This window comes from Rhodococcus sp. P4_E4, from assembly GCF_056401575.1.
Genome location: NZ_JBFUJB010000019.1, coordinates 16,013 through 40,747 on the forward strand (window position 1 = coordinate 16,013; position 24,735 = coordinate 40,747).

The 24,735-nt window shown below is 61.3% G+C and carries 24 protein-coding genes and 1 tRNA gene; 11 read left to right on the forward strand and 14 right to left on the reverse strand.

Features of this window, described 5'->3' with window-relative positions:
• The first annotated feature begins 11 nt into the window (after positions 1-11).
• The 3 genes from cmk (at position 12) to AC1DVN_RS20440 (ending at position 2,292) form a co-directional block, all read left to right on the forward strand.
• Positions 12-692, forward strand: coding sequence for a (d)CMP kinase (gene cmk / locus AC1DVN_RS20430; RefSeq protein WP_029255443.1), 681 nt, complete (start codon positions 12-14; stop codon positions 690-692).
• On the forward strand, positions 689-2,116 hold the full coding sequence (gene der / locus AC1DVN_RS20435; protein ID WP_019748583.1) for a ribosome biogenesis GTPase Der: 1,428 nt from the start codon (positions 689-691) through the stop codon (positions 2,114-2,116). The genes cmk and der overlap by 4 nt, the downstream gene beginning before the upstream one ends.
• Positions 2,117-2,218: 102 nt before the next feature.
• Positions 2,219-2,292 (forward strand) — tRNA-Pro (locus AC1DVN_RS20440).
• Positions 2,293-2,449: 157 nt separating this feature from the next.
• On the opposite strand, the gene AC1DVN_RS20445 is transcribed toward AC1DVN_RS20440, so the two are convergent.
• Both AC1DVN_RS20445 and AC1DVN_RS20450 read right to left on the reverse strand, forming a co-directional pair.
• On the reverse strand, positions 2,450-2,719 hold the full coding sequence (locus AC1DVN_RS20445) for a hypothetical protein (protein ID WP_223257804.1): 270 nt from the start codon (positions 2,717-2,719) through the stop codon (positions 2,450-2,452).
• A gap of 15 nt (positions 2,720-2,734) precedes the next feature.
• Positions 2,735-3,160: a hypothetical protein gene (locus AC1DVN_RS20450; RefSeq protein WP_047888125.1), complete on the reverse strand. Its 426-nt coding sequence runs from the start codon at positions 3,158-3,160 to the stop codon at positions 2,735-2,737.
• Between the two features lie 338 nt (positions 3,161-3,498).
• Between AC1DVN_RS20450 and AC1DVN_RS20455 the strand changes: the two genes are divergently transcribed.
• A complete protein-coding gene (locus AC1DVN_RS20455) occupies positions 3,499-3,954 on the forward strand; it encodes a hypothetical protein (protein ID WP_047888126.1) in 456 nt (151 codons plus the stop codon).
• On the opposite strand, the gene AC1DVN_RS20460 is transcribed toward AC1DVN_RS20455, so the two are convergent.
• The 8 genes from AC1DVN_RS20460 to AC1DVN_RS20495 all read right to left on the reverse strand — a co-directional run bounded on the left by AC1DVN_RS20460 (position 3,955) and on the right by AC1DVN_RS20495 (position 11,577).
• Complete coding sequence (locus AC1DVN_RS20460; RefSeq protein ID WP_047888127.1) at positions 3,955-4,296, reverse strand: hypothetical protein; 342 nt, start codon at positions 4,294-4,296, stop codon at positions 3,955-3,957.
• 35 nt (positions 4,297-4,331) lie between these two features.
• On the reverse strand, positions 4,332-5,012 hold the full coding sequence (locus AC1DVN_RS20465) for a hypothetical protein (protein WP_397510325.1): 681 nt from the start codon (positions 5,010-5,012) through the stop codon (positions 4,332-4,334).
• 166 nt (positions 5,013-5,178) lie between these two features.
• A complete protein-coding gene (locus AC1DVN_RS20470; protein ID WP_020907854.1) occupies positions 5,179-6,063 on the reverse strand; it encodes an SCO6745 family protein in 885 nt (294 codons plus the stop codon).
• 65 nt (positions 6,064-6,128) lie between these two features.
• On the reverse strand, positions 6,129-6,989 hold the full coding sequence (locus tag AC1DVN_RS20475; RefSeq protein ID WP_020969703.1) for an ABC transporter permease: 861 nt from the start codon (positions 6,987-6,989) through the stop codon (positions 6,129-6,131).
• Positions 6,986-7,948 carry an ABC transporter permease gene (locus tag AC1DVN_RS20480; protein WP_157920617.1) on the reverse strand — a complete coding sequence of 321 codons (963 nt, stop codon included), beginning with the start codon at positions 7,946-7,948 and terminating at the stop codon, positions 6,986-6,988. The genes AC1DVN_RS20475 and AC1DVN_RS20480 overlap by 4 nt, the downstream gene beginning before the upstream one ends.
• An 80-nt stretch (positions 7,949-8,028) precedes the next feature.
• Positions 8,029-9,555, reverse strand: a complete 1,527-nt coding sequence (locus tag AC1DVN_RS20485) for an ABC transporter substrate-binding protein (RefSeq protein WP_397510324.1) — start codon at positions 9,553-9,555, stop codon at positions 8,029-8,031.
• A gap of 136 nt (positions 9,556-9,691) precedes the next feature.
• Positions 9,692-10,666: an oligopeptide/dipeptide ABC transporter ATP-binding protein gene (locus AC1DVN_RS20490; RefSeq protein ID WP_020907850.1), complete on the reverse strand. Its 975-nt coding sequence runs from the start codon at positions 10,664-10,666 to the stop codon at positions 9,692-9,694.
• Positions 10,666-11,577: an ABC transporter ATP-binding protein gene (locus AC1DVN_RS20495; protein WP_241841158.1), complete on the reverse strand. Its 912-nt coding sequence runs from the start codon at positions 11,575-11,577 to the stop codon at positions 10,666-10,668. The genes AC1DVN_RS20490 and AC1DVN_RS20495 overlap by 1 nt, the downstream gene beginning before the upstream one ends.
• Before the next feature lie 275 nt (positions 11,578-11,852).
• Here AC1DVN_RS20495 and AC1DVN_RS20500 point away from each other — a divergent pair, with 275 nt between their 5' ends.
• Positions 11,853-12,410: a QsdR family transcriptional regulator gene (locus AC1DVN_RS20500; RefSeq protein WP_020969699.1), complete on the forward strand. Its 558-nt coding sequence runs from the start codon at positions 11,853-11,855 to the stop codon at positions 12,408-12,410.
• 84 nt (positions 12,411-12,494) lie between these two features.
• Here the strand turns inward: AC1DVN_RS20500 and AC1DVN_RS20505 are convergent, their stop codons facing one another.
• Positions 12,495-13,316, reverse strand: a complete 822-nt coding sequence (locus AC1DVN_RS20505) for a class II glutamine amidotransferase (RefSeq protein WP_397510334.1) — start codon at positions 13,314-13,316, stop codon at positions 12,495-12,497.
• Positions 13,317-13,337: 21 nt separating this feature from the next.
• Positions 13,338-13,781, reverse strand: a complete 444-nt coding sequence (locus tag AC1DVN_RS20510) for a DUF7144 family membrane protein (protein WP_037119503.1) — start codon at positions 13,779-13,781, stop codon at positions 13,338-13,340.
• A gap of 337 nt (positions 13,782-14,118) precedes the next feature.
• Here AC1DVN_RS20510 and AC1DVN_RS20515 point away from each other — a divergent pair, with 337 nt between their 5' ends.
• The 6 genes from AC1DVN_RS20515 to AC1DVN_RS20540 all read left to right on the forward strand — a co-directional run bounded on the left by AC1DVN_RS20515 (position 14,119) and on the right by AC1DVN_RS20540 (position 20,249).
• A complete protein-coding gene (locus AC1DVN_RS20515) occupies positions 14,119-14,496 on the forward strand; it encodes a hypothetical protein (RefSeq protein WP_397510323.1) in 378 nt (125 codons plus the stop codon).
• Positions 14,497-14,668: 172 nt separating this feature from the next.
• A complete protein-coding gene (locus tag AC1DVN_RS20520; protein ID WP_397510322.1) occupies positions 14,669-14,803 on the forward strand; it encodes a hypothetical protein in 135 nt (44 codons plus the stop codon).
• Positions 14,804-14,852: 49 nt separating this feature from the next.
• Positions 14,853-15,467 (forward strand): class F sortase, encoded by a 615-nt coding sequence (locus AC1DVN_RS20525; RefSeq protein ID WP_397510321.1) that lies wholly within the window; start codon positions 14,853-14,855, stop codon positions 15,465-15,467.
• Positions 15,468-15,561: 94 nt separating this feature from the next.
• Positions 15,562-16,362, forward strand: coding sequence for a bifunctional hydroxymethylpyrimidine kinase/phosphomethylpyrimidine kinase (gene thiD / locus AC1DVN_RS20530; RefSeq protein ID WP_003946192.1), 801 nt, complete (start codon positions 15,562-15,564; stop codon positions 16,360-16,362).
• 48 nt (positions 16,363-16,410) lie between these two features.
• The gene (pepN, locus tag AC1DVN_RS20535) at positions 16,411-18,894 is read left to right on the forward strand and encodes an aminopeptidase N (protein ID WP_477994170.1); all 2,484 of its coding nucleotides are present in this window, start codon (positions 16,411-16,413) and stop codon (positions 18,892-18,894) included.
• Positions 18,895-18,959: 65 nt separating this feature from the next.
• Positions 18,960-20,249: an alpha/beta hydrolase gene (locus AC1DVN_RS20540; RefSeq protein WP_477994171.1), complete on the forward strand. Its 1,290-nt coding sequence runs from the start codon at positions 18,960-18,962 to the stop codon at positions 20,247-20,249.
• Here the strand turns inward: AC1DVN_RS20540 and AC1DVN_RS20545 are convergent.
• Both AC1DVN_RS20545 and AC1DVN_RS20550 read right to left on the reverse strand, forming a co-directional pair.
• Positions 20,211-22,478, reverse strand: a complete 2,268-nt coding sequence (locus AC1DVN_RS20545; RefSeq protein ID WP_021344358.1) for a DUF2254 family protein — start codon at positions 22,476-22,478, stop codon at positions 20,211-20,213. The genes AC1DVN_RS20540 and AC1DVN_RS20545 overlap by 39 nt on opposite strands.
• 4 nt (positions 22,479-22,482) lie before the next feature.
• Positions 22,483-24,618, reverse strand: coding sequence for a bifunctional lysylphosphatidylglycerol flippase/synthetase MprF (locus tag AC1DVN_RS20550; RefSeq protein ID WP_477994172.1), 2,136 nt, complete (start codon positions 24,616-24,618; stop codon positions 22,483-22,485).
• Between the last annotated feature and the right edge of the window lie 117 nt (positions 24,619-24,735).

The window sequence follows — 24,735 nt, forward strand, 5'->3', positions numbered from 1 at the left end:
CCGATTCGTCCATGCCGCTGGTAGTCGCTATGGACGGACCGTCCGGAACCGGCAAGTCCAGCGTCTCTCGCGCGTTGGCGCAGCGTTTGGGCGCTCGCTACCTCGACACCGGAGCCATCTACCGGATCGCGACCCTGCACGTGCTTCGTCAGGGAATCGATCTGGCTGATTCCGCCGCGATCACCGCTGCCGTTGCGGCATTGCCGTGGTCCATCGGTACCGATCCAAGCAGTGAGCAGGTGCATCTCGACGGCGCGGATGTCAGTGAGGAGATCCGTGGCGACGCGGTCACCAAAGCTGTCTCTGCGGTGTCGGCCGTACCCGAGGTTCGCGACCTGCTGGTCGCCACTCAGCGTGAGCTGGCGGCCGGTGCGGAGCGGATCGTCGTGGAAGGTCGCGACATCGGAACCGTCGTACTCCCCGATGCAGACGTCAAGATCTTCTTGACCGCATCGGCGGAAACCCGTGCAGCACGGCGCAATACGCAGAACGTCGGCCAAGGCCGTGAAGACAATTACGAAGCGGTGCTGGCTGATGTGCAGCGCCGTGACCATCTCGATTCGACTCGGGCAGTGTCGCCGTTGCGCCCTGCCGAGGATTCCATCCTGGTGGATACGAGCGAATTGGGAATTGAAGATGTGATCGCCAAGTTGCTGTTGGTGGTCAGCGACAGAACTGGAGCAGTGCAGTGAGCGACGATCTGGTAACCGAATATGCCGGTGACGGAACTTGGTCCGAGGAATCGGAGTGGGATTACGCCGATCTCGAAGCGGACGGCGAAGGCGAAGCGCATATTGCCGTCCCGACCTTGGCTGTTGTCGGTCGACCGAACGTCGGCAAGTCGACGCTCGTCAACCGCATCATCGGCCGTCGTGAAGCGGTAGTCGAGGACATCCCCGGCGTTACCCGTGACCGCGTCTCGTACGAGGCGAACTGGGCCGGACGGCGCTTCCTCGTCCAGGACACCGGCGGATGGGAACCCGACGCAAAGGGTCTTCAGCAGGCCGTTGCCCGCCAGGCCGAATTGGCCATGGGAACTGCTGACGCCATTCTCCTGGTCGTCGACGCCGTTGTCGGCGCTACGACGACGGACGAAGCTGTCGCTCGAGTGCTTCGCCGCTCGAAGACTCCGGTCATCCTCGTTGCCAACAAGGTGGACGACGGACGCACCGAGTCCGAGGTTGCAGCGCTGTGGTCCTTGGGCCTCGGTCAGCCGTACTCCGTGAGTGCGACGCACGGACGCGGTACCGGCGACCTGCTCGACGAGGTTCTCGAGAAGCTGCCGGAAACCCCGCGTGAAGGTATCCCCGGCGGCGGCCCGCGTCGTGTTGCTCTCGTCGGAAAGCCGAACGTCGGAAAGTCCAGCTTGCTCAACAAGCTGTCCGGTGACGAGCGGTCCGTCGTGCACAATGTTGCCGGCACCACCGTCGACCCCGTCGACTCCATCGTCGAACTCGGCGGGCGCCCTTGGCGTTTCGTCGACACGGCTGGTCTGCGCAAGCGCGTCAGCCATGCCAGCGGCGCGGAGTTCTATGCGTCGCTGCGTACGAAGAGTGCAATCGAGGCCGCTGAGGTCGCGATCCTGCTCATCGACGCACACGAGCCGATCACCGAGCAGGACCTCCGTGTTCTGAGCATGGTGGCCGACACGGGTCGTGCATTGGTGATCGCATTCAACAAGTGGGACCTCGTGGACGAGGACCGTCGACTCATGCTGGACAAGGAAGTGGACCGCGATCTGGTCCGCGTTCCGTGGGCTCAGCGAGTCAATATCTCCGCCCACACCGGTCGCGCCGTGGCGAAGCTCGTCCCTGCGCTCGACACGGCACTCGAATCCTGGGACAAGCGCATCCCCACGGGTCGCCTGAACACCTGGCTCAAGGAAGTTGTGGCGGCCACACCGCCGCCGATGCGTGGTGGCCGCCTGCCTCGCATCATGTTCGCAACGCAGGCAAGCACACGCCCGCCGACATTCGTTCTCTTTACCACTGGCTTCCTCGAGGCCGGCTACCGCCGCTTCATCGAGCGGCGTCTGCGTGAAGAGTTCAACTTCGATGGCAGCCCGATCCGCGTATCCGTCCGAGTGCGCGAGAAGCGTGACCGTAAGGGCCGCTGATTCTGCGTCCAATTCGGTACTGAAAAGGCTCTGACCAGCCGATTGGTACTTCGGCCCGTCCCTGATGTAATCTTTCCAAGCGCCCGAAACAAGGGCGTGGGACGGGCTGTGGCGCAGCTTGGTAGCGCACTTGACTGGGGGTCAAGTGGTCGCAGGTTCAAATCCTGTCAGCCCGACCGAAGTTAGATCAAAAAGGCAGTTTCTCAGAAATGAGAAACTGCCTTTTTTGTATGTGCCTCACAGGTTCGGCAACGGATCTCGTGGGAAGTCCTGCGGTGACGTGATCTCCGCGTCGGCAGCGTTCACGACTGCAACATATTCTTCGTCGATCTCTTACGTTATGCCCGCGGCAGTGAAGTGCGGCGTGGACGCGGTGTCGACCGTGCCGAGAACGGTCATTCTCGGAAACTGGGTGAGGATCGACCTCGGCACTTTTCTGGAACGAGAGCTCGTCGAGAAGACGGTGATCGCCTTTCGGCTGACCACGACAAACACACTCGGTTTCGCGCTCATCAGTACGTCTGCTGGAAATACGTACCGGATCTCGTTCTCTGGATCCAGGTAAGACCGAAGGCGCTCGCGAACATCCGCAGAAACCGGCATGCGCGGAAGGCTAGCTCAGTTTCGCTGACTGAGGCGAATATTGTGGACGGCAACGGTTGCTCCGAAGAGCGCGATCAGAATGGCGGTAAAGATTGCTGCTAACCACCACGGCGCCGAACCTGCTGTATTCAGCCAGATTGTCAGTGCACCGAATATTGTAGTCGGAATGCCGACAGCACGAGACAGGTCGACGTTCCTCGGATTGACCGGCGGTGTTCTCCACCAATGAAGGCGATGTCCTCGATTCTCACGCAGCGTTCGCAGGATGGACCAGACAGTAAGCGGCAGACCAATCGCGAGGATGACCATCCCGCCAATGATCGCCAAAGTGGACCCGTCCCGGAAGTACGTCACGGCAGCGCCCACAACACCTGCAAAACCGATGGCCGTGAATACTTTCCACGCCGGGGTTATGGACTGGCCATGCGGTTGTGTTGCCATGCAAGCACCCTTCCATAAAACATGTTCGAAAACTTCACGCCTGTTGCGGCCGTCGATTGTGCATCAGGGTGACAGTCAAACTCGGCAGGCCGTTAACTATTCCGAGTACAGCGACTGCGATACCCGCACTCAAAATAGGTGCTGTCTCCCAATAGTTGTCAACGACGCGGAATGTCCCGATCAGGCTCAAAACCCAACCTGCGAGTTGAGCACGCCGAACATGTTGTGCCACTCGTGTCGAGAACCGCTCCGACGCAAGGAGGTTGTTTTGTCCATTTCGAGATTTGATTACTTTCTGCTTCGGAGCGCAATTTTCCCTACTGGCATGATCTCTTCGTATGACGGGGATTCGGATCGCGTGGGTTGTACTAGCGGTTGCCACCGGGATTCTAGGATCCGCGACGGCACAGTGGCCGCTGTACGAGATCACCAATTGTGAAATAGGTCTCGGCCCGCTCAGTTCTGCTGATTGCTACCGCTCGATTCATGACTATTTCGGGCGGGAGCTCTTCTTGGTGCTGGCGTTGCCGGTGGCTCTGTGCGTCATTCCAGCCGTGATTCCGCGACCATTAGTTTCCTGGATCGTCTCGGCGACAATGCTCTGCGCTGCAGTAGTGGGTTTCTTTACCGCTTTCAGCTCGGATGTGCCTTCTCTGCTCTCGATGGTGGGGAGCCTCCCTGCGGCAGTGCTGGCATTGGTACTTGCTGCGGTGCATCAGGGGATCGCATTGCGCAACCAGGGCGCCATTGCGCGTGCGCGCGGTGGAGTTCGCGATGCGCGGTCGAGTGAATGATCAGTCGGGGCTGAAGAACAGTTCCATCGAGATCCAGAACCACGCCACCATTGCAGCGACCGGAAGGAACGCAAACACCAATGGCAACGCGAATTGCCGGCCGGTGCGGCTGGGAATAGTCATAAGTCCGAGCAAGACGAACACGGCGGCAGGCGCCGCCCAACTTATCCAGTAGGTGAGCGGTGGTGGGTTGGGCCCGAACGACGTGAACGAACGGTTCGGATACAGCTGCGGCTGCGGGACATCCGCGAAGTGTTGCCACAGGAGTACCAATGGCAGGTAGCCGAACAGCCCCAGTAGGAGGCCGACGACGAGTCCCGCGAAGATTCGTTCGCCCCTCATCTCAACGCACCCGTCCGAATCAATCGTCCCACTGCCTATGCGACTTCTGGTAAGTCACGAGGCTGAATCCGTAGAGCCCACGCCCGGGCCGCAACGAACGTCATGGCCAATACGAAAACCACCAGCAGTACGACCGCGATCCAGGTGGGAGCGGCGGTGGAAAAGCCCAGCCTCCACGCAGTACCGACACCTACAGCCGTCGCCGCCAACGCCCCGACCGGAAGCATCGCCGCCACCGCCTGCGCCGTGCGCGTAGTAAGTCGATCCCCGGCTGCGCGAAGAACTCCGAACACGGCGGCGACCGCCAGACCGTAGGCCAGGAAACCGCTGACGGCATAAACCAGGAGCGGGGACCATCCGATGTCAACCGACCTGGTGAATGCCATGCTGATCAAGACCAACAGGGGCGTCAACCCAAGCGTGACTCCCACGAGGCCTGCCACCACAGTTCGAAGCATTCGATTGTCCTGACCTCCGGAGATTCGCACACCCGCGAGGTGGAGTACGAGCCCGGTCAGCGCGCCCAGAACGGCGCCGATCACCGCAGCCTCGATGGGCCAGGCCCATTGCGATTCACCCGCGAAGCCCGAGATTGTCGTGCCACCCGAAAAGAGGGTGATCGTGGCCGACGCCTGTGACGATCCTTGTGTCAGCGCCGCCGTGACGATGGCAACGGTCGCACCGAACAAAGCAAACCCGAGTGCCTGTTTCCACATCAAGCCATCTTGACCCATCCTGCGCGAGGATTCGGCACAACGGCAGTCTCATTCGGATGACGACCCGCTGCGCAGGTTCGGGGCTCAGTCGAATTTCGGTGAACGGGCTGGTGGTGATGCCCTCGTCGTATCACCACCAGCCACGTTCGACACTCACCTCTTGCTGTCACGCACGCAATCGGCGACGCGCTGCCAGAGCTGCCGGGAATCCGAGATCTGCATCGATCACTTCACCGGAGAGACGTTCCGAGATTTCGAGGAGTCGACTGCATCCGGTTTCACCGATCGCTTCGTACGGGTACGACCCCAGCACATCAGTCTGATGCTCAACCCTCTGCCGGCGATCACGACCCACCTCGTTCAAGTGAAGCTCGGGACCGTCTTCGAGCCATCCACGCGCCCGCACACTGGCGACGCCTTCCGCCCACTGATCGTTGTCCCATGCCCGGCTCATTTGCAGAGCAGCAGCAGGAACATCACCGGTTGCGGCGTGGACTACCAACGCTTCGACACCGTTGAGTCCTTCGGTGTGAAGAAGTGCGACATGAGAATCTCCGCGAAACTCCCGGAGCAAGGATTGGGCATGCCACAACACGAGATGAGGCTCATCAGGCCACGGCAATGATGCGTGCCCACCGAACAGGGGTCGCCCTTGTGGTCTGTTGCAGGCGCGTTCCGCGGCTCGACGTGCGAGTTCGGCAGCTTCGCGAACTTCGGTGCCGTCGACATGTTCTCCCCAGGCCTTGCGCAGCGAACGGTCGACAGCGTCGAGTCGAGCGGTGAGGATCTGTTCGGGGGTGGCGATTGTCCAGGCTTCCGGCAGCACCGCGTATACCAGTGCTGGGTTGAAGTTGAAGAACGTAGCGATGGTGACTTCAGCCGCTACTGCGCCCATGGGCGCAGACCGCGAAGCGAAGTAACCCATTCGAGGGTGTGTAAAGCCCAGTGCGGCATATGCTTCCGCGCCGAAAGGGGTGAAGTAGATCATGCCGTGTATCGGTTCGGCTCCACGGAAGACGCGGCGCGCGGTTTCTGGTGCGATCGAGGTCATCGATATTCCTTCATGCTGGTGGTGTGGTCTTCGAACAGTCGAGTCGGATGGTTGTTCTACGCCAGCTATCTCCCTCTGACATACATGCGGTCCCGGACGGCATCACCCACTCGGTAGACGGCCAGGACGACCAATGAAATCAGAATGCCGGAGGGGAGAATCTGTTGTGGTGCACTCAAGATGTGCAGGTACGCATCGGATAAGTCACCGCCCCAACTCGGAGTGGGGGGCTGTATTCCCAACCCCAGGAATGAGAGTGCCGCCTGCGCGAGAAAAGTCAGGCCGGTGAGCACGGTCACCTGAACGACAACCGGCCCGATTGCGTGCGGAAGAAGATGACGCAGGAGCACTACGTGCGGAGGGCATCCTGAGAGTCGCGCGCTCAGAACGAAGTCTCGGTTCCTCGTTTCGCTGACCCCGGCAGCCAGAATTCTTGCAATTGTGGGTGCATAGACGACTCCGAGCGCGGACATCGACGTGATCAGGCTCGGCCCCAGAACACCGGTAATAGCCACTGCGAGAACCAAACCTGGGAATGCCAGCAATGCATCCGCCACCCGGAGGAGTGACGCGCCGATCCAGCGTGGCCAATATCCGGCGATCAACCCCCACGGAATTCCCAACAGCAGACTGACGGCGACAGCGATCGCGACGCCGAAGAAGGCGGAGCGTCCTCCCCAGATCAATCGACTGAGCACGTCACGACCGAAGCCGTCAGTGCCAAGCAGGTGCTGTGCACTCGGACCGGCGAACGTGTTGGTCAGGTTCTGATCGGTCGGACTGTGCGGAGCCACGAACGAGGCCAAGACGGACGCCGCTATCAGCGTTCCGAGAAAGCAGTAGCTGAGCCATAATCCGGGGTGCAGTCGAGGGAGAGCCCACTTGGAGCGGGTCTCGCCTGCGGTGGTCAGCGCGAGTTGGCTCACGAGATCGTTCCCTTCCTTAATTGTGGGCTGATCATGTTGTTGGCGACGTCGACCAGGATGTTCACGAGAAGCACGATCACGACGAACAGCAACACAATGCCTTGAAGCATCGGATAATCTCGCGTGTCGATCGCAATGACGAGAGCGCTCCCGAGGCCCGGCAGCACGAAGATCTGCTCGAGAATGACCGTCGCACCCAGCATCGCCACGGCGAGCAATCCATAGACAGTGACAATCGTGGGAACGATGTTTCGTAGCGCGTAGCGCCACACGATCTTCCGCTCGTCGATGCCCATCGCACGCGCAGTTCGTACGTAGTCACTTGACAGTGTCTCGATCATCGCAGCCCTGGTCTGCCGAACCGCAATCGATGCTGCGCCGGCAGCGAGCGCCGTTGCTGGTAGGACCAAATGGCTCAGGTTGTCGATCACACTGTTCTCGAGAGGAACCCAGCCGAGCACCGGTAGAACTCCCAAACCGAGGGCGAAGACATCGACCAGCACGATAGCGAGGAAGAAGTCCGGTACCGCGAGTCCGATCCCCGAAACCGTGCGAGTCAGACCATCGCTGCGTCGTCCCTGCCGCGTCGCGGTCCACACACCGAGCGGTATGGCGACGACGGCGGACAGTAACAGTGCGAGTACAACGAGCTCGGCGCTCGCCGGCAGGCGCGCAAGGATCTGTGGGCCGACGGGGGCGCTGTTCTGTAGCGACGTTCCCAGATCTCCGTGCAGAGCCGACACCACCCAGTTCCAGTACTGGACCAGCAGAGGTTGATTCAATCCGAGGCGCTCGTTGAGTGCCGCGATCGCTTCATCGCTGCCGTTCGGACCGAGAAGTGCCTCGGCTGGTCCACCGGGGATTATCCGGATAAGGGCAAAGGTTATGAAACTAGCGATAATCGCGGTAGGAATTATCTGTGCGAACCGGACGCCGATCATCCGTATGTAAGGATTCACCGGCGATCGGTGAGGGTTTCGGGTCGGAACGCTCTCAGGCTCGGGGGCCAACGAATTCTCTTGCGATACAACGGTCGTCGTCATGACTTCGAGAGGTACGTCAGATTGGGGGAGCCGTTCAGTGCGGGAACGGCCCCGTGGACGTTCTTCGTGTAAGCGACCACGTCGGGAGTGAAGTACAACGGTACGTACTCAGCGGACTTGATCACGACTTGATTGATCTGTTTGACGATGTCGAGCTGAGCGCTTTCGTCATACGTGTTGTTCAACAGTGCGATCAACTTCTCCAACTCCTCGTTGGGAACGGAATTCTGCCGGAAGTACGACCGCGAACCCAGCGAGGCTTCGAAATTGAGCGGTGCGGATGCTCGCGTGGGCCATCCCACGCTGAAGACGTCCGCGCTGTTGTGTGCGACGAACTCCGTAATCGCCTGAGGTCCACTCATTTCGACGAAGTCGACCTTGATGCCGACCTTCTCCCACTGTTCTCCGACAAGGACCGCGTTGGTCGAGTACGGCGGTAGATTGCCTGCTAATCCGCGCACGGTGACCCCGTTCGGATACCCAGCCTCCGCTAGCAGCGATTTGGCCTTCTCCGGGTCGTACGGCCATGCATCTTCGGTTTCCTCGTCGTAGAACTGCGAACCGGGAGGATATTGACCGAAGGCCGCAGTACCTTCCGCGCTGTCCAGTGCGGCTCGCGCAATTGCTTTGCGGTCGAGCGCATACTGCATCGCCAGACGAACCCGGACGTCGTTAACCACGGGGTTCTTGTTGTTGATCACTACGAGCGCAACTCCGAGTCTCGGGTCGTGACTGATGTTCAGGTTGGGATTCCGTTCGAGGATCGGAGCACTCGACGGTGTGAGCCCGTATGCAAAATCCGCGGCGTTCGATGTAAGGGCATTTGTCAGCGCTGTGGGGTTGGAGATCACCTGGATCTGGATCTTGGCGAGCTGGGGGTTGGGAGGACCTGCCGGTTTGTAGTCGTCGAATCGACTGAATGTGTACGAACTGTTCGGGACTGCGCTGGTGAACGTGTACGGCCCGGCGCCTACAGGCTTGTTGGCGAAGTCCGTCCCGGCCGCTGTCAGTGCAGTGGGGGAGACAATCATTCCCAGTCTGCCGTTGAGCCACCCTGGTAAGCCGGAGGTAGGTGCGCTCAACGAGATCTTTATCTGATCCGGGGACGTTGCTTCGACGCTCTTGATCGTCGGGACGGAAACGATTCCGAGACTCAAGCAGTGTTCCATGCTTGCCTTGACTGCTGCTGCATCGAGAGTTGTTCCGTCGTGGAAGGTCAAGCCGTTCTGCAACGTCATCTCGAACGTGAGGTTGTCCGGTCCGGAGAAACCCCACTCGCTGGCGATTCCGGGCCGCAGTTTCTGGGTGGCAGGTTCAGCATCGATCAGTGGTGCATACATCAACTGTAGGTAGTCGATGTCGTATCCGATGTTTCCCGCACACGGGTCGAGCGAAGCTGGGACGTGTGAAGTCGCGACCTTCAGTTCGGCGTTCGGATCAGCAGGTCCGGTACCGCCGGCGGTACCGGTGGCGCTGCTCGAACAGCCGCTGAGCACGAGGGCAGAAAGTGCGAACGCAGCCACGAGGATATGGGGTCCACGCTTCCCATGATTCTGGAAGCGTGTGATCGGATATCGGGATCGCAAAGACAGACGTGGATTCATATGGTGGACTTTCGCTTTGGTCTTCTCGGAATGGGGAGACTGACGCGGCACGCATTTACTGCGGCAGGTTCGAGATGCCGGTCGATGTGGCCGGGGACGATAGATGGCACGCGGAGCTGTGTGCGGAATTCGAGGCCGCGCGAAGTGCCGGCGATTCCGACGCGCAGCGATCCATCGCAAACGGACAGCGGGTGCGGAATCGACAGCCCGAGGGTGGATTACGCGGGTCGGGTAACTCCCCGCGCACCAATGCTTTTCGACGACTGCGGCGCTCGAGTTCGATGTGCGGGGCCGCGGCGAGAAGTGCCTGCGTGTAGGGGTGCGACGGAGTCCTCAGGACCGTGGCAACCGGTCCGATCTCGACGATTCGCCCGAGGTACATCACCGCGACGCGATCGGCGATCCGTGCCACCGAACCCAAATCGTGCGAAATGAAGATGTACGTGAGGTCGTGCTCATCCCGGAGCTCGGCAAGAAGTTGCAACACCTCTTCCTGCAGTGAAACATCGAGGGAAGCAACAGGTTCGTCGCAGAGAATCAAGGGTGCCTTGGAGGCAAGTGCGCGAGCGATGGTCACGCGTTGGCGTTGGCCGCCGGAGAGCTGGGTCGGGAGACGGTCGGCAAGCTCGGCGCCGAGACCGACTCGACGCAACAGCTCGACGGCTTTCGGCCGCAACGACTGCGGGATGCGTACGCGTCCTGGCGCCATCGGCTCGGCTACGCAAGCCCAAGAGGCCATCCGTGTGTTCAATGCAGACGTGGGATTTTGAAAGATGAGATGGGACGATCCGCCCTTGCCGAAAGCCGGGCTGTCGAGGTTCGTCGTGATGGAGCCTGCGGCTGTACCGACCAGGCCGGCCAGAGCGTGGGCCGTCGAAGATTTTCCCGACCCTGATTCACCGATGATCGCCAGGGTTTCACCTCTGTGCACGGAGAAGCTGACGTCGTCGACCGCTCGAAGAGTTTTGCGCCCTCGTCCGTACTCGACGGCCAGATTCCGAACATCGACGATGATGTCGGTGTTGCGCATCAGCTCACCAGTCCGAGCAACTGGAGTTCGGAACTGCGATGACATCTCGTTGCCGATTCCGGTGATCCGATCAGAAGTGGATGATCGGATGCGCAACGCTCCTCGGAGTAGTTGCACCGGGCGACGTATCGGCAACCCACGCCGTCAGCACGGGCGCTGGTGGTGAAATCGCCTCGAAACTTGGGTGATCGGTAGGAGATGTCTTCGAAGGTCGATCGTGCCGCCTCGAGAAGGCTGAACGTGTACGGATGCGCGGGCCGGCGAAGCAGCGCGTCCCGCGGCGCGACGTCGACGATCTCGCCGCGAAACATCGTGACGACTCGATCCGCGACCTCGGCGACAACCGCTAGGTCGTGACTGATCAACAACACGGCAAGATCGCGTTGTTCGGCCAGTTCTCGAAGGAGATCGACAATCTGAGCTTGGATCGTCACGTCGAGCGCTGTTGTCGGTTCGTCAGCGATCAGCAACTTCGGACCGCACGCCAGGGCCATCGCGATCATCACCCGCTGACACATCCCACCGGAAAGCTCGTATCCGTACGACTTCAAGGTTCTGTTCGGGTCGGCCAGACCGACCTGGTGGAGAAGATCTGTAGCTACGTCCTCCGCGTCGGCCTTCGTGATGTCGCGGTGGGCCTTCAACACATCGACGATCTGGCGACCGATGCTGACGGAGGGATTGAGAGCCGAACTCGGGTCCTGGAACACCATACTGACGTCGCGACCGCGTATTTTCCTCAACTCGGCGGCGGGCAGGCCGACAAGTTCCCGTTCCTCGAAGCGGATACTTCCGTTGACTGTCGCCGTGCGTGGCAAGAGCCCGAGCAGAGCGAGTCCGGTCAGCGTCTTTCCGCTCCCACTCTCGCCCACGAGGCCGGTGACCTCGCCGGCTCCCAACTCGAAGCTCACTCCGTCGAGGAGCCTGTTCGAAATCGTTTCTGTCCCAATGTCAACCGTGAGATCTCGGACTTGCAGAAGTGGGCTCATCGTCGAGTCGTCCACTGGTGATCGTTCATCGCATTCCTCCGTAAACAACTGAATTGTTGTGACTGGAATCACGTACCGGGGAACCATAAACACTCACCTGCAACAAAGTCAATGAATGTTGCAACGATTGTCGTTGATGGCTCTCGTTCGCTGTCTCCGGCTACCGACCAGCACGTCGTCAGGGATACATTCACTGCATGGCCGAGACACGTGACGTTCGCGCGGAGGCGTTGAGTGCTGCCCGCCGACAGTTCGCAGCCGGAAAACCGCTCGATGTGAATGCTTTGGCTACCGAGTTGGGCGTGGATCGGACTACGTTGTTCCGGCGCGCAGGGAATCGCGACACGATTACCGGGGACGTGCTCGATTCTCTGGCGCGTCGAACGTGGCGAATGGGCCTCGCGGAGTGCGGCGGAAGCGGAGCGTCAAGGGTTGTCGACGTCCTCACTTACCATGCGCGGGCGACGATCGAGACCGAATTCTTCCGGGCATATTTGACTCGCGAGCCGCAAAAGGCGCTATGCATACTCACTACTGGACTCGGGCCGATTCAGGGGACGATGGTCGAATCCGTGCGGAGGCTGATCGAAGCCGAAATACCGGAGCAGATTCGGCCCGACCTGCCCGTCGAGGACATGGCATATCTGCTGGTTCGCGTGGGTGAGTCGTTCATCTACAACGATTTGCTCACCGGTGGCACTCCGGACGCAGAGAAGGCCCGCCTGGCGTTCCGGCTCATCCTCTCGCGTGACTAGCGCGCCGAGTTTTCGTTTTCTAAGTTTTCGTGAAAGCGCTTCGAATGCAAGCTATTTCACAGCTATGCTGGTTGTGTGACAAACTCAGGCGGGTGGGATCGGCGCGAAGTTCCGCATCTCGTCCCGTCCGGGCCGGATGACGCCTGCGGCGGACTCGGGAACCTCGTTCCATGCTCCAGGAAGGTCGCGCAGAGGCTCGGATACGACGATTCGGGTCTCCTCACTCAGATGGTGCAGGGCATCCACCTCAGGATGGAGCTTGCGCAACGTGGAGATCTCGGTGGAGAAGAACAGTGACCTCGACCGGTTCTCGCTCGAATAGCGAAAGATCCAGGTGGAGACGCCATCCGACGTAGCAACGGTCATCTGGACCGGATCGTCGATACCCTGCGAGCGAGCCGTGTGCTCGACAAATCCAACGGCCCTCGCGACACCTTCGAAAGGATCGTCGGTCAGGCCGAACGTCAGCGCGAGGAAGAACAAGGTTTCCGAGTCCGTCGATCCTTCGAGATCCGGAAAGAGCGACGGATCAATGGCAGTCACCAATTCCCTTTTCATGTCGTGGAATCCGCGTAGTGAACCGTTATGCATCCACAACCAATTGCCGTGCCGAAATGGGTGGCAGTTGCTGCGCTGCACCGCAGTTCCCGTCGAAGCGCGCACGTGGGCGAACATGAGCGGGGTGCGCAGTTGCGAGGTGACCTCGCGCAGGTTCGAGTCGTTCCACGCGGGTTCGATGCTCTTGAACACTGCTGGTTGGGACCCCTCCCCGTACCAACCGATTCCGAAGCCATCACCATTCGTCGTCGTTGCCCCGAGTTGAGAATGCAGGCTCTGGTCGATCAGCGAGTGCTGTGGCCTGAACAGCAAGTCATGGGCCAGTATCGGTTCTCCCGAATACGCCATCCACCTACACATGCTTTCAACTCAAACAGATTGAGTCGGCGTTGACGGTGCATGCGCAGCGGCGTGCGTCGTCTGGGCGGGCTTCCATGTCGACACAGCCCAGATCACGACGATGTTCAGCGCGATGATGAGAGTCGACCACCAGGGGTAATACGGCAGCCACAAGAAGTTCGCGATGATCGAGATCGCACAGATCACGACTGCCGATACCCGTGCCCACGCCGTTCCGGTGAACAGTGCGAGACCGACGAGAGCGACGAGCGCGCCCAGCACGAGATGGATCCAACCCCACGTCGTCAGGTCGAATTGATAGACGTAGTCGATCCCGACTACGAACACTTCGTTCTCGGCGACGGCAGCGAGTCCTTGAAAGAACTGCACGATGCCGACCGTCACCAGGATGACTGCTGCCCCGATTGATGTTCCTACCGCGAAACCCTGCTTGACTGACGTTGTATCCGACATGGCGGTTTCCCTTGATTCGGTGGGGTGACCGGACACGTGCCCGGCACGTTGTACCGATCGTTGTTCCACCGGCCGACTGCCGTGAAACGGAAATGCCGGTCCGGTTCGGTGAGAAATCAGTGCGTTCTGCTCCGATGTGCGGACGAAATGTAACTTCTGGCCCCTGTTGATGCGATGTACCCCTTGCCGGAACGCGTGTGCGGAGGAATTGCTCGTAACCGAAGTTCACAGAAAACAAGAAGAATTCGGCACGGAATTCGACCTATTTGTCCAGCTGTACTGGTATTTTGACTGAATTGACCGGAAGCTACGGTCCGCGGAAAAGAGTAGCGAGAGAATGACGATCTTCGGCAGGCGTTCCGCGGGCATCTCCGCGACGGCCTTCGTCTTGGCAGCTGTTGTATCGACGGCACTTCCCGCGGTGGGGTCGGCAGCACCGGTCGCACTCACTCACGCGTGCACTCCCGAGATCAACGACAATTCGATGTCACTCGATCCGGCAGTGATAGACGGTTGGTACGACATCTCGACTGGTTCACCGGGAACGAAGATCAACTCGATCGAGGCTTGGCGGACAGTGCCGGGAGACATCCTCGAGTTTCGCGCATCGGTGACGATCAGAGCCCACGGAAGTCCCGTCCGAGGGACCCTTCGGATCGACGGCGCCGGCTTGACCGGAGATCAGGATTTGATCTCCAGAATGACGTTGACCTAAGACCTCGGTCGCTCAGGATCGACGGTCACCGATGCCGACGACGGCTCGGTCATTCCGGTTCGTGCCAAGCTTGCATTCGACGTCACAACTCCTGGACAAGTGGCACAGAACCAGACGGTCAACCTCTCGGCAGTCAAGATTGTCTTGGCAGGAGACACCACCGATCCGGGAGGTGAATGCCCCGGCCCCGGCCCCGGCCCGGGCCCCGGCGGCGGCGGGAATGGAAGCGGTGGCGGGAATGGCGGTGGTGACGGTTCCGGTGGGAACGGTGGGGATTCCGGTGACGCACTTCCTGGTCGTGACGTAGGAAACCGAGTACCAATTTCCCAGATTCCGTCCGGCCCGACTTCTCGCCCGTGACAGCGGCACCTGGATTCACAGTCCGTCGAACATGGGCCGCTGCAGTAGTGGCGACAATGCTCTTGATCGGCGGATGTTCTGACGACGGCGACTCGCCGACCCGCGTCCTCGCGACCGGCCAACAAGATTTGCCGCCAGAGATTCGCGCTGTGGTCGACGGTCCGGATGTCCCGACCACGCTTCGCATAGTCGACAGCACCGCTGACGTTCTGTCGATCAAGACGACGACAGACGGCTCGCTCATTCCGCCCGATGATGTCAGTGAGATCGGATGGCGGGCAGATTCGGCATTCCCGGGCTCGGGCGCGGGCACCGTGGTGATCACCGGACACATCAACGACATCTATCAGGGTGACGGTTTCGGAAAGAAGTTCTCGACACTGGAAATCGGCTCGATCGTGACCGTGGCGGGCGCCGGGGGACAGACCTGGAACTACCGTATCGATGCGGTCGATCACTACGGCAAGGACGGCGAGCTGCCGGTCGAGCGATTGAACAGCCTCGACGGACCGGAAACCCTCGCGCTGATCACCTGCGGCGGCGAGTTCGTCGGTCCACCCTTCGGTTACGAGGACAACGACGTCGCGTGGGGAACTCCGGTGCCCGCATAGCCGAAAACCAGACGTCGGAACGGTTGATAAACTGGGGCCCCGCGTTCGTGGCCATCCACGCACGTTTCGAAAGTCCGAAGAAGGAGATTGTGCTGTGGTTGACCTCGCCTATGTCATCGCTGGGTCCGAAGCGACTGGCGGTGCCGGCCTGCAGGTCGACCTGAAGACGTTCCAGGCATTGGACGTCTACGGCGTAGCGACCACCACATGCATCGTCTCGTTCGATCCCAAGAACAACTGGGGTCATCGCTTCGTGCCGATCGCTCCTGACGTGATCGCTGATCAGATCGAGGCTGCCACTGCGGCTCACGATCTGGACGTCGTCAAGATCGGCATGTTGGGCACGCCCGCCACGATCGAGGTTGTGGCAGAGGGCCTGCGTCGGCAGTCCTGGCGCCACGTCGTCCTCGACCCGGTCCTGATCTGCAAAGGCCAGGAGCCCGGCGCGGCTCTCGATACCGATACAGCACTTCGTGATTCGATCCTCCCGCTCGCCACCGTCGTCACACCCAACCTGTTCGAGGCACGCACCCTCGCCGGAATGGACAGCATCGAAAGCGTGGACGACCTCATCGAGGCCGCACGTCGTATCCACGACCTCGGACCCAAGTACGTGCTCGCAAAGGGTGGTGTCGAACTCGCCGGTGGCGACGCTGTCGACGTGTTGTTCGACGGGACCGACGTGACGGTTCTCTCCGCCCCCAAGGTCGGCGAAGAGCGCGTCTCGGGTGCCGGTTGCACGCTGGCCGCCGCAGTGACCGCCGAACTGGCAAAGGGCGCCGACGTGGGAGAAGCCGTCGCTCTGGCCAAGAAGTTCGTCACGGCGGGCATCGAAGGCCGCGTCTCGGCACACACGCCGTTCGACACCGTCTGGCAGGGCGCTTTCAAGGGATAGGCACACTGCGGCTCACATCGCCGCGCGCGGCCTGGCAGGATCGAGTGCGTGAGTACTGCGAACCTGAATCGAAGCGAAGTCGCCGAACGATCTCGAACCATCGACGTCACCGGGTACCGGGTGGAGTTGGATCTGCGATCGGCGGCGGACTCTGCCGCGAAGACCTTTTCGACCGTCACGACAATTGATCTGACGTCGTCGGCGGAGTCCACGTGGCTCGACTTCATCGGTGCTGCAGTCGATTCCGTAGAGGTCGACGGTGCGTCGATTCCGGTGGAGTACGACGGATCCCGGATTGTGATGCGCGGACTCGGCGGATCGAACGTCGTTCGGGTGGCAGCTCACGGCCACTACAGCCGTTCCGGTGAAGGGCTGCACCGATTTGTCGACGACGCTGACGATCAGACGTATCTGTACACGCAATACGAGCCCGCCGATGCCAGGCGTGTTTTCGCCTGCTTCGAGCAACCGGACCTCAAGGCGCCCTTCACATTCGAGGTGGCAGCACCTGACGGCTGGGAAGTCCTGTCGAATCAGCCCGCGACACGGACTCTCTCCGTCGACGGTGCGCAACGCGTCACTTTCGCACCGACGCTGCCGATCTCGACTTACATCACCGCGATCGCGGCCGGGCCGTATCACCGCGTGGCCTCGTCGTGGAGTCGCGGCGAACTCACTGTCGAGTTGGGCGCTTTGTGCCGGGCGTCGTTGGCTCCACACCTCGATGCAGACAATGTTTTCGACATCACCCGTCAGGGGTTGGACTTCTACGCCGAGCACTTCGACTATCCGTATCCGTTCGGCAAGTACGACCAGATCTTCGTCCCCGAGTACAACCTCGGCGCCATGGAGAACCCGGGACTGGTGACCTTCACCGAGGCGTATGTGTTCCGCGGCACTGCAACCGACGAGCAGCATCAGCGTCGCGCCAACACGATCCTGCACGAAATGGCGCACATGTGGTTCGGCGATCTCGTGACCATGGTCTGGTGGGATGACTTGTGGCTCAAGGAATCCTTCGCCGACTTCATGGGATCGCTGGTCAGCGCCGAAGCCACTCGCTTCACCGATGCCTGGGTAGCATTTGCCATCAAGCGAAAGGCGTGGGCGTACCTCCAAGATCAGCTGCCGACCACGCATCCCATCGTCGCCGACATCGTCGATCTCGAAGCTGCAAAGCTGAACTTCGACGGAATCACCTACGCCAAGGGCGCCAGTGTCCTCAAGCAACTCGTGGCTTTCGTCGGCCGTGACGCGTTCTTCGAAGCGGCACGACGGTACTTCAAGGCCCACGCATTCGGGAACACCACGCTTGTTGATCTGCTCGACGTGCTCGCGGAGACTTCCGGACGTGATGTGCGCGAATGGGCCCGAATCTGGTTGCAGACCACCGGAGTGTCCACGCTGTCGCTCGACGGAACAGCCCTGGTCCAGACGGACCCGAGGCCGCATCGGCTCGCAGTCGGAATCTACGACTACGACGAGTCCGGAGATCTTGTTCGCACCGAACGCGTCGAACTCGACATCACCGAATCCCGCACGTCGGTCGACCTTCCGCCCGGAGCGCTCACACTGCTCAACGACGAAGACCTCACCTACGCGAAGGTGCGATTGGACGCGGAATCTCTGTCCACGGTCGAGGCATCCCTGGACCGCGTGAGCGATCCCCTTGCGCGCGGTGTGATCTGGTCGTCGCTGTGGAACTCGGTGCGCGATGCGCAGCTCTCGGTGTTCCGATACCTCGACATGGTGGAACGATTCGCTCCCGCAGAGACAGATCTTGCGATTCTCAGCGCGATCCTGACCGATGCCCAATATGCGGTTCTTCACTACGTTCCGAAAAGCTTGCGGCCCAATGTCAGTGCGGGCTGGTTGGAAACGACCTGGAAGGCGTTGTTCGAAGCCGAACCGGAGTCCGGAAGACAGCTGGCATGGGCACGGGCTCTGTCGGCCGCCGCACCGGTCAACGATGCTCGCGCCGGCGAGCTGCGGTCGATACTCGACGGCACTTGCCCGGGACCGGTCGGACTGGCTCTCGATCCTGATCTGCGGTGGGCATTGTGGATCGCCCTCTCAGCGACCGGGCATGCGAGTGTGAGCGACTTCGACAGTGAGCTGAGCAAGGACAGCACGTCAGCGGGTCGAACGGCGTACGTCCGCGCCGCGGCGTCGATTCCCGATGCCGAGACCAAGGCGGCTGCCTGGGCGTCGGCGACCACCGATGCCTCACTCTCGAACGACCGCCTGGATGCGACGATCGCCGGATTCCGTTCGGGCACGGACCCGTCGTTGATCGAGGGATATGCGGTCGAGTACTTCTCGTCCCTGGGGAAGTGGTGGTCCGAACGCAGCATCGAGATCGCGCGACGGTTGGTGAACGGACTCTTCCCGGCAGCTGAAGACACCTCTGCTGTCGATTCCTGGATCCAGGCCAATGCGGAGGCTCCCGCGTCGCTGCGGAGGCTTGTTCTCGAGCGTCGGGATCACCTGGCCCGAGACCTACGTGCCCAGGCGTCGAACGCAGTGATCTGACGCCATCAGCTCCGAAATGTCCTGTTCTTGGATATTGTCTAAACAGGGCTGCGACGGGAGACGACGTGCACACGATCACGGATCTGTCGCTGGTCACGGGCCCGGTTCCGCCCGTGGTGACGGTGCTCGGAATTCTGGCACTTCTGTGGCTGATCTTCTCGAGATCGAGGCGTCACGTGCTGATCTCGATTCCGGTCTGCATCGTCGCGGCAATCGCGATCACTCTCGTGCTGTACTGGCTGATCGAGAAGGTGTGGCACCCGTTCCCCGATCCGATTGCCCGTCCGGTCTACGTGTGGATCGGGTTGGGCATTCTCGGCGTGCTGCTGGGTGTTTCGCGGGTATTTGCGGCGACGCGGATCGACGGCCGCGTGCTCACCGTGGTCTCCGTGCTCCTGGTGGTCGTGTCGAGCGCGGCTCACGTGAATCTGCAGTTCCAGTCGTATCCGACGTTGGGAACAGCGCTGGGACTCTCGGACGCGGAGAAGGTTTCACTCGCCGACCTGGACGACGGCAAGGACGGGGCGGTACCGGTTTCGCAATGGAAGGCTCCAGCGGACATGCCGTCGGCCGGCAAGGTCAGCACGGTCACGATTGCGGGGACGGTCTCCGGATTCAGCGCCCGCGACGCCGAGATCTACCTACCGCCCGCGTATTTCACCAACCCACGACCGGAGTTGCCGGTGTTGGTACTGCTTGCCGGCCAACCAGGCGCGCCCGAGGACTGGCTACAGGGCGGACGTCTCGTCCAGACCATGGACGCCTACGCCGCTGCGCATTCGGGCTTGGCTCCCGTTGTCGTCGTTGCTGACGGGACCGGGTCGGAACTGGCGAATCCGCTCTGTGTCGATTCCCAACTCGGGAACGTCGCAACGTACCTTTCGCGCGATGTTCCAGACTGGGTGCGCGGGAACCTCCAGGTGGATCCCGACCCGAGGAAGTGGGCGATCGGGGGACTTTCCTACGGCGGTACCTGCGCGTTCCAGCTGGCAACGAACTTCCCCGCGGTATATCCGACGTTCCTGGATCTGTCCGGTCAGATCGAACCCACCCTCGGCGATCGGAAGCAGACGGTCGATGCAGCGTTCGGCGGCAATGAAGCCGCGTTCGTGGCAGTGAATCCGCAGGATCTGCTCCGGGAGAAGAAGTTCCCCGACAGCGCCGGAGTGTTCGTAGTCGGCAAACAGGACAACGACTACCGCCCAGGTCTTCAAACGCTCTACGAAGCCGCAAAAGCAGCAGGGATGGACGTCCAGTACGCCGAGGTCGACGGAGGACACAGCTTCCAGGTGTGGTCCGCTGGTTTGGCGAGTCAATTAGGTTGGCTGGGAACGCGACTCGGTCTGCCCGGATGAACGATCGTCTGGAAGTTCCGAAGACCCGATGATCAGCGGGTGAATTCTTCCGGTCGCCCCGGCTTCGGAGCCCAATCCCTGCGGATCTGCCACACTCGCGAGCCGAAGGTCGAGTGCGCCGGTCCATTCTCGGGTCAATTGCGCATCGAGTGCGTCGACGCGCTCGAGTAGCGGAGGGTGCTGGTCCGGCGGGCAGGCTTCGAGCAAGGTGGCGAATACTGCGCGTAGACGACGCTGGACCTGCGCGGAATTGGTACTGAAGTGCCGGATCTCGTCGGTGGCGACGGACACGTAATCGGTCCAGGTGCGTTGCTGCCCTCGGATCAGCGTGAGATCCGAGGTTGACGTGTCGAAGCGGACCCGCGGGGCGAGAAGTACCAGAAGATCTTCGATGTGGTCGAGAGCCTGCACCGCTCGGCCCGGGTCGTTGATGGCGGGTGACAGTGCCTTGAGCGCGATGTCCACGATCGACTGAAGCGCTGCACCGGGGCTGACGACCGGGCTGTGCGTGTCACCGAAGATCAAGCACGACATCAAGGTGTCAGGACGTACCTTCAGCGACGGTCCGCGTACCTCGAAGAGGGGCGCGTTCTGGGCGACGAACTCGCCGATGCTGGGGACGACCTCGACCGAGACGTCCCAGCGGCTGGCCAACCGCTGCAGTCGTGCGAGATCGATCGCCAGCAGAATCCGGCCGTCGGGTGAGAGGTGGCGCAGGCGAATCACCAGTGCGTCGGCGCTCTCGGAGGTTTCGGACTCGCGCGGTTGGGGGAGTGGGAGCGGCTGACTGGGTTTCGGTGCGCCGGAAGGTAAGTCCTCGTACAGCGGATAGGCACGAATCGTCGCGCTGCGACCCTGGGCCGCTATCCAACGCAGCAACCGACTGGAATTGAGAATCGACCCGACCTTCGCCACCAACGCGATGAACAGGATCGCACTGGCCAATGCCAGAAGCAGTGCGATCGCCGTGGAGATGGTCGGTGAGGAATTCTCCGAATCGAGCGCCAGATCGAGCGCAATGATCAAGGAGAAGACGAACGTGGCCAGAAACATGCCGATCGACCACCGCATCACTCGCTGTTGCGCAAGCATCGGGACCACCCGCACCGAAATCTGCGATGCGCCGAACTGCATTGCGAGGGTGATGGCGGTGAACACCAGACCGGTGAGAGTGATCATCCCGCCGGCGATGACGCTGAGCAGCGTTGCGGTGGCACCGGCGTCCACGCCCTCGGAAATGGTACCGACGTCGCCGTCGCTCACCAGGTCTCCGTCGATCCCGACGAGGATGTTCGCGGTGACGACGGACAGCACGACGAGGATCACGGGGAGGCGCCAGACCGGGACTGTTCGTAATCGTCGGCGAGTTCGGCGCCAGCGAATTCTGTCCGAAAGCCGCCGTGTTAGTCCGACTTTCGTCGTAGGCGTCGTGGTGTCGACGACTGGGAGTGGTGGTGGGGTCGGAGGAGTGGAACCGAAACTTCCTGACACCGTTTCCTGAACGTAGATCTTCGCGTGGATCATCGGCTCGCGATACCGCTGCTCACGGGCGACTGCCCGGCTCATCTTCGCGGGCTTGTCGCGGTAACGCGAACGCGCCCACGGCGCACCCGGGCGACTCAACCGAATTGCTCCGACCAACAGAAGCGGGGTGAAGAACAGTCCGATCAAGCCGGTCCAGAGTTTGCCCTTCATCAACGTGATCACGGCGAGTCCGAGTTGGATCACGATCGCGACGACAACGCCGATCAACGTCGCCAGGCTACGGTCCTGCTCATACGGGTCGAACTCTCCGGCGAACCCGATCGGGTGGACTCCGAGAAGGAAAAGGAACGAGATCGCGATGGCAACGAACACCGCGTCGATCGACGAGCGACCCTCCTCGGCCCAGTAGACATCGCGCAGATGTAGCACGAGTGCGTACTCGTCGAGGACCAGCGCGCTGCCGATACCGAACACCGACGCAAGAACACAGTTGGCGATCGGCGTGTGATAGTCGGCTAGAGCGATGAAGGCAAAGCCGGACACGAGCATCATCATCAAACCGAAAACCATGTGGTGGATGTGCATTCCACCGGGCGTGACATTGCCTGGCCACCACGAGACCTCAGCTCGGATCATTCGAACGCTGAACCGAATGAACAGGAACGTCAGGACAAAGGCGAGCAGAAGGAAGAACAGCGGGAGTCTGCCGGTGTCGACGACCGTGTGCTCGAACCAGGACCGCACGGCGTCAGCTCTTGCTGGTGGCGAGCTTGATCAGCTGAGGAGCCGTCGCGTCCGGAAGGTAAGCACGCGTGAGCGCGATTCCGATTCGAGGCAGGTCGGCCTCGTCGCGGAAACACAGGAAAACGGGTTCGTATCTCGGCTTGAACTTCTTCTTGAACGCGTGAAGAGACCGGAAGCCGTAGAGCGGTTCCATCGCGGCTCCGAGCATGTCGAGCAGGCGGTCCATCGATGCGGCGTCGGCGCCGTCGTCGCTGCGGGCCAGTGGCGCGCCGGACAGTGAGACGAATTGGGCACCTTGTTCTTTGAACTCGAGGGCCGACGATGCGATGAGGAACTCGACCACCGGCCGGAAGCCGTCCGGGCGTCGACGCATGACGTCGAGCGTCCAACCCCGGACCACGCCGCCTTCGCCGTACACCGGCAACCACGAGGTGACGCCGTGAATACTTCCCGTCGGGTCGACGGCCAAACCGACCCGGACGTCGCGATCGAGCGCCTCTTCGACGCTGCCGAGGGTGAACCCCATCTCGGGTAGTCCCTTGTCGCCCACCCATTCCTCGGATATAGCGCGCACCTGAGCCAATACGGAGAACGGCTCGTCTGCCAGCGTTGTCATCCGGAAGGTGATGTCGTCCTTCTTGGCCTTGTTGAGTGCCGAACGGATGTCCTGCCAGGACTTTCCGGTGAACTGCAATTCCGGCAGGTCGACGATCGTGTCCTCGGCGACCTGAACGGTGCGCCACCCGCGCCGTGTGGCGGCATCGGCTGTTTCCTTCCCTACGGAGAACAAGCAGGGAGTGAGGCCGTTGGCTTCGGACATCGTCGTGAATTCGTCGACCGCCGCGGCAAGTCGGTCGGGGCTCGCTATCGGATCGGCCAGCACTACGACGACACCGACATGCCGTTGGAATGCAACGACGCTCTCACCCGACTCGCCGAAGTAGTAACTGTTGCCGTCCCACGTCGTCATCCACGACATGGTTCCGCCGCCGTGCTGTTTGAGCAGTTCCCGAGCAGTGGCGCGAGGATCGTTCCCGGACAGCGGTCCGCCTCGAATCTTGCGCCGCATCGGCACGTGAAAAGCGTGACGGCCCTTGATCAGCAAGATGAGTTCGAGAAGCCAGAGCAGCGCGGTACCGACCGTGACGGCTCCGGCGCTTTCGTAGTCGAAGAAGATGACCGAACCGAGGACGAGGGCGGTGGCCAAGACCGTCAGAGAGCCGAACACCACGGCAACCCACCAGGCCCAGCGGCGACCTCGTCGCAACTGATCCGCGATCAGTGCAACGATGATCACGTCGACCAATGCGGTCCAGCCCGAACCGGTTTCGGCTTCCGTCGGCCCGAAGGGTCCACTGCCGGGGAACAACCACACGGCGATCTCGACCACTCCGATCAGGAGCAGGCCGATGAATCCGAGCAGACGGATCTCGCGTCGGGTTCGGGGGATGAAGCCGCGCTCTCCGTCACCGAAGAACTTTTCGCCGGCCGGAAGGAAGATCGCAACCGCGATGAGGTGCTGTACGTCGGCGAGGCGACCTTCGAAGAGAAAGGCGATCGCGATGTACGCGCACAGGATGGCGCGCACTCGCATTCGCCAGGGCGAGCGCAGAGTTGCGGTGGTCGCGGCGAGTGCGGCGATGATTGCGGTGGTGACACCGACGTCGCGGTGGGTGGCGAGGTTGCGAGCCCAATCCCAATCGGTGTGGCTGCCCGCCCAGAGGAGGAGCGATGCACCCAGTTCGCCCGCCAACTGACCGCTGATCGTGACGATGGCCGCGTTCTTGGTTCCCAGGCGCCACTCGCACCAGCCGACCGCGAAGGCAAAAACGACGATGATCGAAACATACTGACCCGGCGTCAATCCGAAGAACCAACCCGTGACGAGAGTCCACCACTTACCTTCCTGCAAGGCAGGGACTCCGTAGGCGATGTCGTCGAACCACGAGTAGGTACGGACGTGATTCCACAAGGCGCCGGTCGCGATCCCGACGACGGTGATGGTGAGCACGACGATCGAGGTGAACGGCACGCGCCGCAGGACGCTCAGCGCGTCGGAGGCAAAGCGAGAGGCCCGATTCGGCGCGCCTGGCGCGCTCTGGTCGGTCTGCGGGGTGGGGGTCTGGGACTGCTCAGCCATCGAGGTTCTCTTCTCGCCATGCCGCACGGTGGATTCTGCCTGTTCAGCATGACAGGAATACAGACCGATAATCAGGCGAAGCGGTCAAAATGGACGAGACTGGCTGGGGGTCTCAGT